The following is a 14395-nucleotide window of genomic DNA, read 5'->3' on the forward strand; positions in this document are numbered from 1 at the left end:
CGGATCGCGGCTGGTCACGGCGCTGCTGGCGGACCGGCACCACGTCGTGGCCGCCACCCGAAAACCCGCGCGCCTCAGGCGGTTCGGCTGGTTCGGCGAGGTCACACCGGTGGCGCTCGATGCCGCGGATCCCGCCTCGACCCGAGCGGCCTTCGCCGAATCCGGACCCGTTGACGTGGTGTATTACCTGGTGCACGCCATCGGTCAGCCCGGCTTCCGGGACGCCGACAAGGCCGCGGCCGCCAACGTGGCGGCGGCGGCCCGGGACGCCGGCGTGCGGCGCATCGTCTACCTGGGCGGGTTCGTGCCCGCCGACGAGGTGCTGTCCGAGCACCTGACGAGCAGGGCCGAGGTGGCCGAGGCGCTGACGATCCCGGGCGGGCCGGAGGTGGTGTGGCTGGGCGCGGCGATGATCATCGGGGCGGGATCGACCTCGTTCGAGATGATGCGCTACGTCGGGGACCGTTTTCCGCTCATCCCCATACCGACCTGGATGGACAACCCGATCGACCCGATCTCGATTCGCGATGTCCTGCACTACCTCGTCGCCGCCGCCGACCCGGGCGTGGTGCCGGCGGGGGCGTACGACATCTCTGGCCCGGACACCACGTCCTACCGCGAGCTGCTCAAGACGTATACGCGCATCTCGGGCCGGTGGCACGCCGGCTTGCCGGTCGGCAGGGTCGACACGGGGCTGGCGTCGCTGATCACCGGCGTCGCCCTTCCGGTGCCGCCGGGGCTGGCCGGCGATCTGGTCGAATCGCTGGATCACCCGATGGTGGCGTCGAAGGGCGACCTACGCGATCGCGTGGCCGACCCGCCCGGTGGGTTGCTCGGCGTCCAGGACGCCATTGCCCTAGCCTTGGCCGATCAGCCGAATCGCCCGTCCCCGGTCAACGCCCTGGCCGACCCCCATCACCTCGCCGACACCGATCCCGCGTGGGCCGGCGGTGACGCGCGGCGCATCCGCCACCTGGCCCGCCGCCTCACCCCGCCCGTCGTGCGGCCGGCTTTGGGGCTGGTGGGCATGGTCCCCGGTCCGCTCGCCGGCGCGCTTCGAACCGGCCTCGACCTCCTGATCGCCCTGACCCCGAAGGTGCATCCCGCATGAGCCAGTCAACCGCCCCGTCCAACACCGGCGTGCTGTCCGAGTGGTGGCGCGCCCTCAACAAGGTCGCCGTGCCCCATCATGAGTCGCCGGCCGTCGTGCGACGCCGGCGCGTCATCGTGACGATCACGCTGGTGGTCGGCGCGGCGATGCTCGGGTTCTCGCTGCGGCGTCACCCGGGGGAGTCGAGCTTCTACTGGCTCACGCTGGCGCTGGCGGGGGTGTGGTTCGCCGGTGGGCTCATCTCCGGCCCGCTACACCTGGGCGGCATCTGCTGGCGTGGCCGCAACCAACGGCCGGTCATCACCGGGACGACGATCGGTCTCCTGCTCGGCGCCGTCTTCGTGGTGGGCGGGCTGATCGCCCGGGAGATCACGCCGGTGGCGGAGTTGATAACCAGGGTGCTGGAATACGCCCACCACGGGTGGTATCCGGTGATCGTGGCGATCACCCTGGTCAACGGCGTCGCCGAGGAAGTGTTCTTTCGCGGCGCGCTCTACACGGCCCTGGGCCGCTATCACCCCGTCCTGATTTCGACCGTCCTCTACACCTGCGCGACGCTGGCCAGCGGCAACCCGATGCTCGGCTTCGCCGCGGTCATCCTGGGGACGGTCTGCGCGTTCGAGCGCCGGGCGACCGGCGGGGTCCTGGCGCCGATGCTCACCCACCTGGTGTGGGGGCTGATCATGGTTCTCGTGCTGCCCCCGATGTTCGGGGTCTGACGCCGGCCGGGCCGACGACCTCGCGGGCCAGCGCACGCATCCTGGCGGCGTGGACCGGCCGCGCGAAGAACCAGTACACCCGCCCCGGGATGCCGCGCGGCAGAAAGAGGGACCGCTGGGTGTAGCGGCTGCCGCGGCCTTGTTGCGGTGCGACCGCGATCTCGAGCCATTCCCGTCCCGGCGCCCGCTTGGTGGAGCGCAGCCGCAACAGCGTTCCCGGCTTGCGCTCCTCGACCGTCCAGGCCGCCCGCGAAGTCACGGCGTCCTCCGCCGCCTTCCAGACGGCGGCGGGTTCGGCGGGGGTGTGCGCGGCGCGCGCATCGGTGTAGACGATTTCGCCCGCCCACTGCGGGTCGCTGGGCAGCGCCTCGGCCGGCTCGGACCGCAACGACGACCACGAGGGTTCCGGGACTCCCCGAGCGGCGCGGCTGAGCGCCAGTTCGACGGACCGGCGGTAGGGGGTCAGGCCGCCCGGCGGGGGCGCGATGACGCTGTCGACGTCGTGGTTGCGCATCACCGCGTCGCATTCCAGCGACTCGATCAATGGGCGCGCCAACCCCGGCGGGATCGGCGTCACCGTTCCGACCCAGAGGCTGGCGATCGTGGGCGTCAAGAACGGCAGCACGATCAGATAGCGCTTACCCAGCCCCGCGACTTCGGCGTAGACGCGCATCATGTCGCCGTACTCCAAGACGTCGGGTCCGCCGATGTCCCAGGTGCGCGAGGACGGCACCGCGGCCGTCGCCGCGGCCACCAGGTAGTACAGCACGTCGCGCACCGCGATCGGCTGAATCTTGTTGTGCACCCACTTCGGGGTGGTCATCACCGGCAACCGGTCGGTGAGGTGCCGGATCATCTCGAACGACGCCGACCCCGAGCCGACGACGACGCCCGCCTGCAGCACCAGCGTCTCGATGCCCGAGGCGATCAGCGCATCGCCGACCGCCGTCCGCGATTCCAGGTGCGGTGAGAGCTTGCGGCCCTCGGGATGCAGCCCACTCAGGTACACGATGCGCCGCACCCCCGCGCGACGGGCCGCCGTGACGACGTTGCGCACCGCGCGCGTCTCCTCGTCGGCGAAGTCCTTCGCCGAGCCCATCGAATGGACCAGGTAGTAGACGACATCGATGCCGGCGAACGCCGCGATCAGCGAATCGACGTCACCGAGGTCCCCGCGCGCGACCTCCGCCTGCTGCCGCCACGGCACGTCCGCCAGCTTCGCCGGGTTGCGGGCCAGGGCGCGCACCGGGTGGCCTTCGTCCAGGAGTCGGGGCACCAGCCGGGCGCCGATGTAGCCGGTCGCCCCGGTCACCAGGCATCGCACCTGTCCAGCCATGGATTCTCCGTCCGTCGCCTTCGGAATTATTCGGACCCGACGCGGGGAGGATTACCGGCGTGGGCCACCGGTAAGCGCCACGGGCTCAGCGATCGGTGAACTCCGGCGCGCGGCGCTGTTGGAAAGCCTTTGTGCCCTCCACGAAGTCGTGGGATCGCAGCAGCACTGCCTGCCCCTCGTATTCGCGCTGCAACGCCGGCTCCAACTGGGTGAGCGTGGCCGCGTTGATCGCCAGCTTGGTCTTGCCGAACGCGGCGACGGGCCCCGCCAACAGCCTGGCGATCACCTTGTCCACCTCGGCCTCGAATTCGGCGGCCGGGTACACGGCGCTGACCAACCCCCACGACAGCGCCTCGGCGGCCGGTAGGCGTTCGGGCAGCAGCGCCATGTGCATCGCCCGGATGCGGCCGACGGCGGCCGCGATCAGCGCCGACGCGCCGCCGTCGGGCATCAGGCCGATCTTGGTGAAGGCGAGCATGAAAAAAGCGCTCTCCGAAGCCAATACGATGTCGCACGCCAGGGCCAGGGAAACGCCGACGCCGGCCGCCGGTCCCTGGACCACGGCGACCACCGGGTGTGGCACGGCGGCGATCGCCCGGATCAGCCGGTTGATCTCTAGGACGATCTCGTCGGGCGAGAGCCCGGTCCCGGACACGTCGTCGGCGCTGATCCCCGCGCCGGAGCAGAAGCCGCGGCCCGCACCCCCGAGGCGCACCACCTTCACCTCCGGATCCGTCGCGGCGCGTTCCATTGCGTCGGCGATCCCGGTAATCACCGGCACGGTCAGCGAATTGAGGCTGTCGGGCCGGTCGATGGTCACCGACAGCACGCCGTCGGTCAGCGTGACGGAAAGGCCTTCGACGGGGGTCAGGGTGTCGATCGCGGATTGCGGCATGGGCTCACCCTAAGTGACCGGGCTGCGCGCCCGTTGCGGGCGGCTGCGAAGATGCCAACAACAACGGACGTCAGAGCAGACGAAAGGTCGGTGGGTCGTGGCTGGACCGCTGAAGGGACTTCGGGTCGTCGAGTTGGCCGGCATCGGGCCGGGCCCGCACGCGGCGATGATCCTGGGGGATCTGGGAGCCGACGTGGTGCGCATCGACCGGCCATCGACCGGTCCCGGCGGTGTCGCGAAGGACGCCATGCTGCGCAACCGGCGCGTCCTGACCGTCGACCTCAAGTCCGACGAGGGCCGAGCCGTCGTGCTCCAGCTGGTGGCCAAGGCCGACGTGTTGATCGAGGGCTTCCGTCCCGGTGTCACCGAGCGGCTCGGCCTCGGGCCCGAGCAGTGCGCCGAGGTCAACGAGCGGCTGATCTACGCCCGGATGACCGGCTGGGGGCAGGCCGGCCCGCGCAGTCAGCAGGCCGGCCACGACATCAACTACATCTCGCTCAACGGGATCCTCCATGCCATCGGCCGGGCCGGCGAGCGACCGGTGCCGCCGCTGAACCTGGTCGGTGACTTCGGCGGGGGCTCGATGTTCCTGCTGGTCGGCATCCTGTCCGCGCTGTGGGAGCGGCAGACCTCCGGCAAGGGCCAGGTCATCGACGCCGCCATGGTCGACGGCTCCAGCGTGCTGATCCAGATGATGTGGGCGATGCGCGGGCTGGGCATGTGGTCGGACGTGCGCGGCACCAACATGCTCGACGGCGGCGCGCCCTACTACGACACCTATGAGTGCGCCGACGGGCGCTACGTCGCCGTCGGCGCCATCGAGCCGCAGTTCTATGCGGCCATGCTGGCCGGGCTGGGGTTGGACGCCGCCAACCTGCCGGCGCAGAACGACGTCAGCCGCTGGCCCGAGCTGCGCGAGGCGCTGACGGCGGCCTTCGCCGGGCATGACCGCGACCACTGGGCGAAGGTGTTCGCCGATTCCGACGCCTGTGTGACACCGGTGCTGGCGTTCGGCGAGGTGCACACCGAGCCGCACATCACCGAGCGGAACACGTTCTACGACGTGGACGGCGGTCTGCAGCCGTTGCCGGCGCCGCGGTTCTCCCGCACCAAGCCCGACGTTCCCCGGCCGCCGGCCGCGCCGCTGCCCGACGTCGAAGCCGTTCTGAGCGACTGGGTATAGTCGCCAACCAACTGGTTGGCTGGACTCGCAACGATTCTCAAGGAAGGACTCGTATGAAGATCAAGGACGCCGTCGCCGTCGTCACCGGGGGCGCCTCGGGCCTGGGCTTGGCCACCACCAAGCGGCTGCTGGACGCCGGGGCGCAGGTGGTGGTGATCGACCTGCGGGGCGAAGAGGCCGTCCAAGAACTCGGCGAGCGCGCCCGTTTCGTGCAGGCCGACGTCACCGACGAGGCGGCCGTCGGCAAGGCGCTCGACACCGCCGAGTCGATGGGCCCGCTGCGCATCAACGTCAACTGCGCGGGCATCGGCAACGCCATCAAGACGCTGTCCAAGGACGGCCCGTTCCCGCTCGATGCGTTCAAGAAGGTGGTCGGGGTCAACCTGATCGGCACGTTCAACGTGCTGCGGCTGGCCGCCGAGCGCATCGCCAAGACCGAGCCCATCGGGGAGGAGCGCGGCGTCATCATCAACACCGCCTCCGTCGCCGCGTTCGAGGGCCAGATCGGCCAGGCCGCCTACTCGGCGTCCAAGGGCGGCGTGGTCGGCATGACGCTGCCGATCGCGCGCGACCTGTCGCGCGAACTCATCCGCGTGGTCACCATCGCGCCTGGGCTGTTCAAGACCCCGCTGCTCGGTTCGCTGCCCGAGGAGGCCCAGAAGTCGCTGGGCAAGCAGGTGCCGCACCCGGCCCGGCTCGGTGACCCCGACGAGTACGGCGCGCTCGCGGTCCACATCATCGAAAACCCGATGCTCAACGGCGAGGTCATCCGCCTGGACGGTGCCATCCGCATGGCGCCCCGCTGAGTCCCCCGAACACGAAAGCCCCCCGCGAGAAGCGGGGGGCTTTCGTATCGGAGAGAGACTTTTATCGACGGAACCATCGACTGACAGCTGGTTCGGCCATCAACAGCCGCGCGAGCATACTCATGGCGTCAGCTCAGCTCGCCGCTTGCAGTTCTTCGAACTGCTCGGAGGTCTCGCCTTCCACCAGCACGTCGCCGTGGTAGAGGGCTTCGAAGTCAACCTTGATGACGTCTGCACTCGTGTCGTCGATCCACATGACACTGAGCGTATGGGCCACCATTAAGGAATCTTTGAGTCACGATTCGGAAAATGGTGGCAATTTACCGGCGGGTAGGTTCAGGGCTGTCAAGCCCGGCTTTTGGCCCCGTGACCTGCTTAATTACCGGCCAAGTTTCTGGCCGGACTCTTAGGGTGGCACCGGTTTAGAAATCGCGCGTTGAACCCTGCGGCCGCCCCCGCGCGTGCTTGAAGAGGAATCTGTTTGACGCGTGAAAACTAGCGTTTGTTAGGTTGTCGCCGGTACGCCAGCGGCCAGCGCGATCAGCACGGCGGCGGAAGGGCTCGACATGCTGCAGGGGATCGCCCGCATGGCCATCGCGGCGCCCCGCCGCATCATCGCCATCGGTGTCCTGGTTTTCGTCGCCGCCGCGATCTTCGGCATCCCGGTCGCCAAGAGTCTGTCTCCCGGCGGTTTCCAGGACCCCCACTCGGAGTCCGCCCGCGCGATCCAGGTGCTCACCGACAAGTTCGGCCAGAGCGGTCAGCAGATGCTGATCGTGGTGACCGCTCCCGGCGGCAGCGACAGCGCACAGGCCCGCGCCGTGGGCACCGACCTCGTCAACCAGCTGCAGAAGTCACCCCTGGTCTACAACGCGTCGTCACCGTGGACGGTCCCACCCCAAGCGGCCGCCGATCTGCTCAGCCGCGACGGCAAGTCGGGCCTGATCGTGGTGAACCTCAAGGGCGGCGAGAACTACGCGCAGAGCAACGCCCAAACCGTCGCCGACCAATTCGTCCACGACCGTGACGGCGTCACCGTCCGCGCCGGCGGCGCGGCCATGCAGTACGCGCAGATCAACACGCAGAACCAGGCCGACCTGCTGGTGATGGAGATGATCGCGCTGCCGCTGAGCTTCCTGATCCTGATCTGGGTGTTCGGCGGGCTGCTGGCGGCGGCGTTGCCGATGGCGCTGGGCGCGCTGGCCGTCGTCGGGTCCATGACGGTGTTGCGGCTGATCACGTTCACCACCGAAGTGTCGATCTTCGCGCTCAACCTGAGCACCGCGCTGGGCCTGGCGCTGGCCATCGACTACACGCTGCTGATCGTCAGCCGCTACCGCGACGAGTTGGCCGAGGGCGCCGACCGGGACGAGGCGCTGATCCGGACCATGGCGACCTCCGGGCGGACGGTGTTGTTCTCCGCGGTCACCGTGGCGCTGTCCATGTCGGCGACGGTGGCGTTCCCGATGTACTTCCTCAAGTCGTTCGCCTACGCCGGCGTGGCCACCGTGGCCTTCGTCGCGACCGCCTCGATCGTGATCACCCCGGCCGCCATCGTGCTGCTGGGCCCCCGGCTGGACGCGCTCGACGTGCGCCGGCTGATGCGCCGGGTCTTCCGGCGTCCGGAGCCGGTGCGCAAGCCCGTCGAAGAGCTGTTCTGGTATCGATCGACCAAGTTGGTGATGCGCCGCTGGGCGCCGATCGGTGTGACCGTCGTTGCGCTGCTGCTCCTGCTCGGGCTGCCGTTCATGGGCGTCAAATGGGGTTTCCCGGACGACCGGGTGCTGCCGCGGTCGACCTCGTCGCACCAGGTCGGTGACCAGCTGCGCAACGATTTCGCGAACGACTCCGCGACGTCCGTGCCGGTCGTCGTCCCCGACGCGCGCGGCCTGAACCCGGCGGACCTCGACACCTACGCCGCAGACCTGTCGCGGGTGCCCGGCGTCGCGGCCGTGTCGGCCCCCGGCGGGGCGTTCGTCGGCGGGAACCGGACCGGGCCGCCGGTGGGGGCCACCGGCCTGGCCGACGGCAGCGCGTTCCTGACCGTCAGCAGCACAGCGCCGCTGTTCTCCGCGGCGAGCGACGCCCAACTCCAGCGATTGCACCAGGTGCCCGGGCCGGCGGGGCGTTCCGTCGCGATGGGTGGCGTCGCGCAGGTCAACCGCGACAGCGTCGACGCGGTCACCGACCGCCTGCCGCTGGTGCTCGGGCTGATGGCCGCGATCACCTTCGCGTTGCTGTTCCTGCTCACCGGTAGCGTGCTGCTGCCGGTTAAGGCGCTGGCCTGCAACATCCTGTCGCTGACCGCGGCGTTCGGTGCGCTGGTGTGGATCTTCCAGGACGGGCATCTCGGCGCGCTCGGCACGACGCCGAGCGGGACGCTGGTCGCGAACATGCCGGTGCTGCTGTTCTGCATCGCCTTCGGGCTGTCGATGGACTATGAGGTGTTCCTGCTGTCCCGCATTCGGGAGTACTGGCTCGCGTCCGGGGCCGCTCGACCGGCGAAGCCGAGCCCGAAGCAGGCCGACGCCGCCAACGACGAGAGCGTGGCGCTCGGGGTGGCCCGCACCGGCCGGGTGATCACCGCCGCCGCGCTGGTGATGTCGATGTCGTTCGCCGCACTGATCGCCGCGCACGTGTCGTTCATGCGGATGTTCGGCCTCGGCCTGACGCTCGCCGTGTTCGCCGACGCCACCCTGGTGCGGATGGTCGTGGTGCCCGCCTTCATGCACGTGATGGGCCGGTGGAATTGGTGGGCGCCCAGGCCGCTGGCCTGGCTGCACGAGCGGTTCGGCATCAGCGAGGGCGGGGCCCACGAGCGCGGATGCCTCGAGGCGATCCCGCTTGACGGCGGCCCGCTGGGGGAACCCGTGGCCAACATCGGTTAAGCACCCGCCCTCGCCGGCAACACCCCTATCCTGAGGCCGATTCGATCGGAAGGTTGACCTGTATGACAACGGCGGTGGACAACCCGTTCTTCGCGCGCATCTGGCCCGTCGTCGCCACCCACGAGACCGAGGCCATCCGCGCGCTGCGCCGCGAGAACCTGGCCGGGTTGTCGGGGCGGGTGCTCGAGGTCGGCGCGGGCATCGGGACGAACTTTCCCCACTACCCGGAGTCGGTCCACGAGGTGGTCGCGGTGGAGCCCGAGCCGCGGCTGGCGGCCCAGGCGCGGGCCGCGGCGGACGTGGTGCCCGCCCGGGTGTTGGTGACGGGGGAGACGGCGGAGGATTTCAGCGGCGGTGAGCCGTTCGACGCCGTGGTGTGCTCGCTGGTGTTGTGCTCGGTGCGCGACCCCGGCGGCGTGCTGCGGCGGCTGTATTCGTTGCTGCGCCCAGGTGGCGAGTTGCGGTACCTCGAGCACGTGGCGAGCGCCGGCGCGCGGGGCCGTCTGCAACGGATCGCCGACGCGACGGTGTGGCCCCGGTTGTTCGGCAACTGCCACACCCACCGGGACACCGAGCGTGCGATCGTCGACGCCGGATTCGAAGTCGGCGTTTCCCGGCGCGAGTTCACGCTGCCGGCGTGGGCGCCGATGCCGGTGTCCGAATTGCTGCTGGGCCGCGCCCGCAGGCCGTAGTCGCCGGCTACTTCAGCAGGGCGGGCAGCCGCTGCAGCAAGCCGGGCAGCGCCTGGCTCGCGGTCTCGCGGATGCTGATGGTCGCGTTCCGGGACAGCGGCGTGACCTCCGGATTGACCTCGATGACGGCCGTGCCGCGGGACAGCGCGAGCTCGGCCAGCCCGGCCGCCGGGTAGACGATCGCCGAGGTCCCGACCACCACCATCACGTCGGCGGCCTCGGTCGCCTCGACGGCGCTCTGCCACGGCGCGTCGGGCAACGGCTCACCGAACCACACGATGTCCGGCCGGATCAGGCCGCCGCAGTGACAGACCGGCGGCTCGACCTCGAGCGTCGGTTCCGCCATCTTGGGCAGCGCGCCGGTGTAAGGCATACCGCAACGGTCGCAACGGAATTCGAACAGGCTGCCGTGCAGGTGGTGGACCGGCATGCTGCCGGCGCGCTCATGCAGGTCGTCGACGTTCTGGGTGATCACGCTGACCTCGGCGCCGTCCTGCCAGGCGGCGATGGCGCGGTGCCCCGTGTTGGGCGCGACGTCGGCCACCAGGTAGTGACGCCACAGGTACCATCCCCAGACCCGCTCGGGGTTGTCGCGCCAGCCCTGCGTGCTGGACAGCTCGTAGGGATCGAAGCGGGCCCACAATCCGTTCTTGTCGTCACGGAAGGTCGGCACCCCGCTCTCCGCGGAGATCCCCGCGCCGCTCAGCACCGTTACTCGCATCCCACAAAGATAGCCGTGCTTGGGACATACTGAGGACGTGGAGCTGCGGGATTTGCTGAAGGTCGATGTGAAGGCGGGCAAACCGCTGTTCGACCAGCTCAGGACCCAGGTCATCGACGGCGTTCGGGCGGGCGCGCTCCCCCCGGGCACCCGGCTCCCCACTGTGCGCGACCTGGCCGGGCAGCTGGGCGTGGCGGCGAACACCGTCGCCCGCGCCTACCGGGAACTCGAGTCGGCGGCGATCGTCGAAACCCGCGGGCGCTTCGGCACTTTCATCTCCCGCTTCGACCCGACGGACGCCGCGATGGCCGCCGCCGCCAAGGAGTACGTCGAGGTGGCCCGGGCGCTGGGGCTGACCAAATCCGACGCGATGCGCTACCTCACCAACGTGCCGGACGACTGAGCGCGCCGTCTCAACGCAGCACCTTCGCCAGCGTGCGCAGGTTGCGCGTGGTGGTCGAGGACTTGTAGCGCGGCTTGCCCATCGTCTTGCCGATCGTGCTGTCCAGGGTGCCGCCCTTGGGCACCTGCCAGTAGATGACGCCCGCGCCGGCGCCGATCCTCTCGTGCGGGCCGGCATCCTCGCCCAGCGCGGCGAGTTCGTCGAGCGCGGCTTTGTCGGCGACGAACGTGACGTAGGACTGATAGCCGTCGACCTCCGGCTCGAACGGGTAGGCGTCGACGACGGCCCGCACCGTCGCGACGTCATAAACGAGCACCCAGGCGTCGTAGCCAAACCTCTCGCGCAGCGCGGCCTCGGCCTTCTTGCGCACGGCGGCGGCACCGGCGGGTGACTGCAGCACGACGTTGCCGCTGGCCAGGATGGTGCGCACGCCCGTGAAGCCGGCGTCGGTGAATGCGCGCGCCACCTCGGCCATCTTGAGGTTGACGCCGCCGACGTTGACACCGCGCAGGAAGGCCGCGTACTCGGTCATGATCCGATTTCACCAGGGCGGCTCGCGCTGACCCGATCCGGGACCCGTTGCTGGACGCGCGACGTAGGCTCTCTCCCATGGGGCGCCAAGTCTTCGACGACAAGCTGCTGGCCGTGATCAGTGGAAACTCGCTCGGAGTGCTGGCCACCATCAAGCGTGACGGGCGCCCTCAGCTGTCGAACGTGAGCTACCACTTCGACCCGCGCGACCTGGCGGTGCGGGTGTCGATCACCGAGCCGCGCGCCAAGACCCGCAACCTGCGCCGCGACCCGAGGGCGTCCATCCTGGTCGACGCCGACGACGGGTGGTCCTACGCGGTGGCCGAGGGCACGGCGATCCTGACGCCGCCGGCGGCCGACCCCGGCGACGACACCGTCGAGGCGCTGATTGCCTTGTACCGCAACATCGCCGGCGAACACCCGGACTGGGACGAATACCGCCAGGCGATGGTCACCGACCGGCGGGTGCTGCTGACGCTGCCGATCTCGCACGTGTACGGCATGCCGCCCGGGATGCGGTAGCCGCCCGATTCCGGAGATCCCGGGCTAGGCTGCCGGTATGGCTGAACCCAAGTCTTCCGAGGCGCCGCAATCGGACGACGACACCAAGCGCAAGTTCCGCGAAGCCCTCGACCGCAAGATGGCCAAGTCGTCGGGCGGGTCCGACCACAAGAACGGCGCCGGCAAGCAGTCGCGTGCGCACGGACCGGTGGAGAACCGCCGTGAATTCCGCCGCAAGAGCGGGTGAGAGGCGCCGGGACGTGTTGTGCTACGACGGCTTTCGTCGCAAAGCCGGCTCAGCCGTTCGGCGGTGCGAATAGGCCCACCGACGGGTCGGCCTGGCCCGGTTGGCCGCGCAGGCTGCCCCGGGTGCTGGGGTGCCCGAAGTTCACTTGCGACGGGTCGTTCTGATAGGCCCAGTCCGCGACGATGGTGCGCCGGGTGAACTTCCAGCGGCCCTCGTGTTTGGCGTAGGAGTCCAGGTACCGGCCGCCGATGACGACGTCTGAGTCGTGTTCGGGACCGGCGAAGGTGTGAAACACCAGGCAGTAGATTTCGCCGCGGGCGGTGTCACCCTCGATCACGAAGTTCGTCGTGGTGATGTTGTGTTGGGAGACACGCACATACGGTTCCGCCGCCCGCAGCTGCGCGATGAACTCGTCGACGCCGCCGGTGGAGAACGAGCCGTGTGAGTCCGTCGCGTCGGGGTGGTACAGGCCGCGAAGCGTCGCATAGTCGGCGCGGTCGACCGCGCGGCAATAGGCAGTGACGAGTGCGTGCAGTTCGTCGCGGGCCAGCATCAGCGCCAACCGGGCCTCGTCCACCACCCGGTCACGATAACGCGGTGGTTATCTGCTGGTCGTCAGCGCCTTTCCGGTAGGTAGTCTGTCGACCACGGGGGACTTCGGGCTTAGGGTGTTCAGCGGAAAGGGAGGTCGTCGACGGTGACACTGTGGCTCGCTCAAGACCCCGAGGCCGACGCGCTGCTGGACGAGAACCCGTTGGCCCTGCTCATCGGGATGGTGCTCGATCAGCAGGTGCCCTTCGAGACGGCATTTGCCGGGCCCAAGAAGATCGCGGACCGGATGGGCGGCTTCGGTGCCCATGAAATCGCCGAGTACGACCCGGACAAGTTCGCCGCCCTGTGCGCGGAAAAGCCTGCGATACACCGGTTTCCCGGATCGATGGCCAAGCGGATCCAGGCCCTGGCGCAGATCATCGTGGACCGTTACGACGGCGACGCGGCGGCGCTGTGGACATCCGGCGACCCGGACGGCGCGGAGCTGCTGCGCCGCATCAAGGGGCTCCCAGGGTTCGGCGAGGTCAAGGCGCAGATTTTCCTGGCGCTGCTGGGCAAGCAGTACGGCGTCGACGTCGAAGGCTGGCGCGCGGCGGCCGGGCAGTTCGGCAAGGACGGCACCCACATCTCCGTCGCCGACATCGTCGACGCCCAGTCGATGGGCAAGGTGCGTTCCTACAAGAAGCAGATGAAGGCAGCAGCCAAGGCGGCGAAGTAGCTGGGTGACCAGAAGGGAAGGGCGGCAACGTGAAGACACACCTGACGTGTCCGTGCGGGGAAGCCATCGTCGGCAAGGATGAGGACGAACTGGTCGAGCTGACGCAGGCTCATCTGGCCAGCGATCACCCGGGCCTCGAGTACGACCGGGACGCGATCCTGTTCATGGCGTACTAGCACCGACACAGCGAGCGCGCGTGCCCCGTGGGGGACACGCGCGCCCGGAACGGTGTCGGTGCGGCCTACGGCACCACCGTGGAGCCGATCGTGGGCATGAACTGGCACTGCTTTTCCTTGGTGGTGACCTGACCGAAGATGGTCGACATGATGCTGCCCGACCCGGTGTCGGCGATCGCGGTCAGCGTCGTCGGCCCCTCGGGATTGATATCGGTGCGCGGCTTGAGCGCCACCGTTCCCGACTTGCCCGTCGTCAGGTTCACCCAGGTGACGTTCAACGGCAGCTTCTGCACCTCGGCGGGGCCGGGCGTGCCGACGGCGGTGAACACGTAGGCGGTCTGCCCGGGCCCCGGCCCCGGCGTCGGGATCTTCGCCGGCCCCGCCACCGAGAGCGCGGTGGCGATCGCGGTGGTGCCGTCCGCCAGGCAATTGGTGCCGATCGAGGGATACATGAAGTCCTGCGTGGGCGGGGCGTCGGGGCCGAAACCCGGAGCCGCCGCGGGTGCCGCGGCGGGCGCGGGAGCCGGTGCGGTGTCCGGCGCCGGAGCGGCTGCCGGTGCAGCCTCGGGCGCCGGAGGCACCGGTACGGGCGCGGCCACGGGTGCGACGGTGCCCGCCGCCGGTGCGGACGCGGGCGGCGCGACCACCGACGGGGCGGCGGCCGGCGGGGCCGCGACCGGTCCCGGTCCGGCCGCGTGGGCCGGGTCGATGCCGGCCGGCAGGTGCGATTGGGCGCCCGGTTCGAAGCCCGCCGCGGGCGGGGAGGCGACCGGTCCGGGCCCGGCCGCGTGGGCCGGGTCGATGCCGGTCGGCAGGTGGGACTGGGCGCCCGGTTCGACGCCGGCCGGCGGCACGTGCGGCACCGGTGAGCCGTCCGGCAGGGCCGCGCCGGGCTCGGCCAGGAACTGGTTCACGG

At 69.9% G+C, this 14395-nt stretch carries 18 protein-coding genes; 11 read left to right on the forward strand and 7 right to left on the reverse strand.

Annotated elements, in window-relative coordinates; genetic code table 11:
* Both A5713_RS15130 and A5713_RS15135 read left to right on the forward strand, forming a co-directional pair.
* On the forward strand, positions 1–1111 hold a 1111-nt coding region (locus tag A5713_RS15130), incomplete at its 5' end, for an NAD(P)H-binding protein (RefSeq protein WP_068096635.1).
* The gene (locus A5713_RS15135; RefSeq protein ID WP_068096637.1) at positions 1108–1830 is read left to right on the forward strand and encodes a CPBP family intramembrane glutamic endopeptidase; all 723 of its coding nucleotides are present in this window, start codon (positions 1108–1110) and stop codon (positions 1828–1830) included. The genes A5713_RS15130 and A5713_RS15135, both read left to right, overlap by 4 nt.
* Here the strand turns inward: A5713_RS15135 and A5713_RS15140 are convergent.
* On the reverse strand, positions 1793–3166 hold the full coding sequence (locus A5713_RS15140; RefSeq protein WP_068096639.1) for a DUF2867 domain-containing protein: 1374 nt from the start codon (positions 3164–3166) through the stop codon (positions 1793–1795). The genes A5713_RS15135 and A5713_RS15140 overlap by 38 nt on opposite strands.
* Positions 3167–3251: 85 nt before the next feature.
* Positions 3252–4061, reverse strand: a complete 810-nt coding sequence (locus A5713_RS15145) for an enoyl-CoA hydratase (protein WP_068096641.1) — start codon at positions 4059–4061, stop codon at positions 3252–3254.
* Between the two features lie 97 nt (positions 4062–4158).
* Between A5713_RS15145 and A5713_RS15150 the strand changes: the two genes are divergently transcribed.
* Positions 4159–5244, forward strand: a complete 1086-nt coding sequence (locus A5713_RS15150) for a CaiB/BaiF CoA-transferase family protein (RefSeq protein WP_067920876.1) — start codon at positions 4159–4161, stop codon at positions 5242–5244.
* Positions 5245–5297: 53 nt separating this feature from the next.
* A complete protein-coding gene (locus A5713_RS15155) occupies positions 5298–6050 on the forward strand; it encodes a 3-hydroxyacyl-CoA dehydrogenase (RefSeq protein ID WP_068053923.1) in 753 nt (250 codons plus the stop codon).
* Positions 6051–6183: 133 nt separating this feature from the next.
* Here the strand turns inward: A5713_RS15155 and A5713_RS29480 are convergent, their stop codons facing one another.
* Positions 6184–6306, reverse strand: coding sequence for a hypothetical protein (locus A5713_RS29480; protein ID WP_085981634.1), 123 nt, complete (start codon positions 6304–6306; stop codon positions 6184–6186).
* A gap of 310 nt (positions 6307–6616) precedes the next feature.
* Between A5713_RS29480 and A5713_RS15160 the strand changes: the two genes are divergently transcribed.
* Together A5713_RS15160 and A5713_RS15165 are read left to right on the forward strand one after the other, a co-directional pair.
* Positions 6617–8938: an MMPL family transporter gene (locus A5713_RS15160; protein ID WP_068096643.1), complete on the forward strand. Its 2322-nt coding sequence runs from the start codon at positions 6617–6619 to the stop codon at positions 8936–8938.
* Positions 8939–9000: 62 nt separating this feature from the next.
* Complete coding sequence (locus A5713_RS15165) at positions 9001–9630, forward strand: class I SAM-dependent methyltransferase (protein ID WP_067920882.1); 630 nt, start codon at positions 9001–9003, stop codon at positions 9628–9630.
* A 7-nt stretch (positions 9631–9637) separates the two neighbouring features.
* Here A5713_RS15165 and A5713_RS15170 read toward each other — a convergent pair whose 3' ends face one another.
* Positions 9638–10351 carry an NAD-dependent deacylase gene (locus A5713_RS15170; protein ID WP_068096644.1) on the reverse strand — a complete coding sequence of 238 codons (714 nt, stop codon included), beginning with the start codon at positions 10349–10351 and terminating at the stop codon, positions 9638–9640.
* Between the two features lie 37 nt (positions 10352–10388).
* Between A5713_RS15170 and A5713_RS15175 the strand changes: the two genes are divergently transcribed.
* Positions 10389–10754, forward strand: coding sequence for a GntR family transcriptional regulator (locus A5713_RS15175; RefSeq protein ID WP_067277218.1), 366 nt, complete (start codon positions 10389–10391; stop codon positions 10752–10754).
* Positions 10755–10764: 10 nt separating this feature from the next.
* Here A5713_RS15175 and A5713_RS15180 read toward each other — a convergent pair whose 3' ends face one another.
* Positions 10765–11286: a DUF1697 domain-containing protein gene (locus A5713_RS15180; RefSeq protein WP_068096646.1), complete on the reverse strand. Its 522-nt coding sequence runs from the start codon at positions 11284–11286 to the stop codon at positions 10765–10767.
* A gap of 77 nt (positions 11287–11363) precedes the next feature.
* Between A5713_RS15180 and A5713_RS15185 the strand changes: the two genes are divergently transcribed.
* Both A5713_RS15185 and A5713_RS15190 read left to right on the forward strand, forming a co-directional pair.
* Positions 11364–11807: a PPOX class F420-dependent oxidoreductase gene (locus A5713_RS15185; RefSeq protein ID WP_067916770.1), complete on the forward strand. Its 444-nt coding sequence runs from the start codon at positions 11364–11366 to the stop codon at positions 11805–11807.
* Positions 11808–11844: 37 nt separating this feature from the next.
* Entirely contained in the window at positions 11845–12033 is a 189-nt protein-coding gene (locus tag A5713_RS15190) for a DUF5302 domain-containing protein (RefSeq protein WP_067916767.1), read from the forward strand.
* A gap of 49 nt (positions 12034–12082) precedes the next feature.
* On the opposite strand, the gene A5713_RS15195 is transcribed toward A5713_RS15190, so the two are convergent.
* Positions 12083–12586 carry a nuclear transport factor 2 family protein gene (locus tag A5713_RS15195; RefSeq protein ID WP_068096649.1) on the reverse strand — a complete coding sequence of 168 codons (504 nt, stop codon included), beginning with the start codon at positions 12584–12586 and terminating at the stop codon, positions 12083–12085.
* A 144-nt stretch (positions 12587–12730) separates the two neighbouring features.
* Here A5713_RS15195 and A5713_RS15200 point away from each other — a divergent pair, with 144 nt between their 5' ends.
* Together A5713_RS15200 and A5713_RS15205 are read left to right on the forward strand one after the other, a co-directional pair.
* Positions 12731–13303 carry an HhH-GPD-type base excision DNA repair protein gene (locus A5713_RS15200; protein ID WP_067916765.1) on the forward strand — a complete coding sequence of 191 codons (573 nt, stop codon included), beginning with the start codon at positions 12731–12733 and terminating at the stop codon, positions 13301–13303.
* 29 nt (positions 13304–13332) lie between these two features.
* Positions 13333–13479 (forward strand): DUF1059 domain-containing protein, encoded by a 147-nt coding sequence (locus tag A5713_RS15205; RefSeq protein ID WP_067277197.1) that lies wholly within the window; start codon positions 13333–13335, stop codon positions 13477–13479.
* A gap of 65 nt (positions 13480–13544) precedes the next feature.
* Here the strand turns inward: A5713_RS15205 and A5713_RS15210 are convergent.
* Positions 13545–14395: hypothetical protein (locus tag A5713_RS15210; RefSeq protein WP_068096647.1), on the reverse strand; the 851-nt coding region annotated here is incomplete at its 5' end.

The organism is Mycobacterium sp. E2497 (genome assembly GCF_001668695.1).
In the GTDB taxonomy this organism is placed as follows: Bacteria; Actinomycetota; Actinomycetes; order Mycobacteriales; family Mycobacteriaceae; genus Mycobacterium.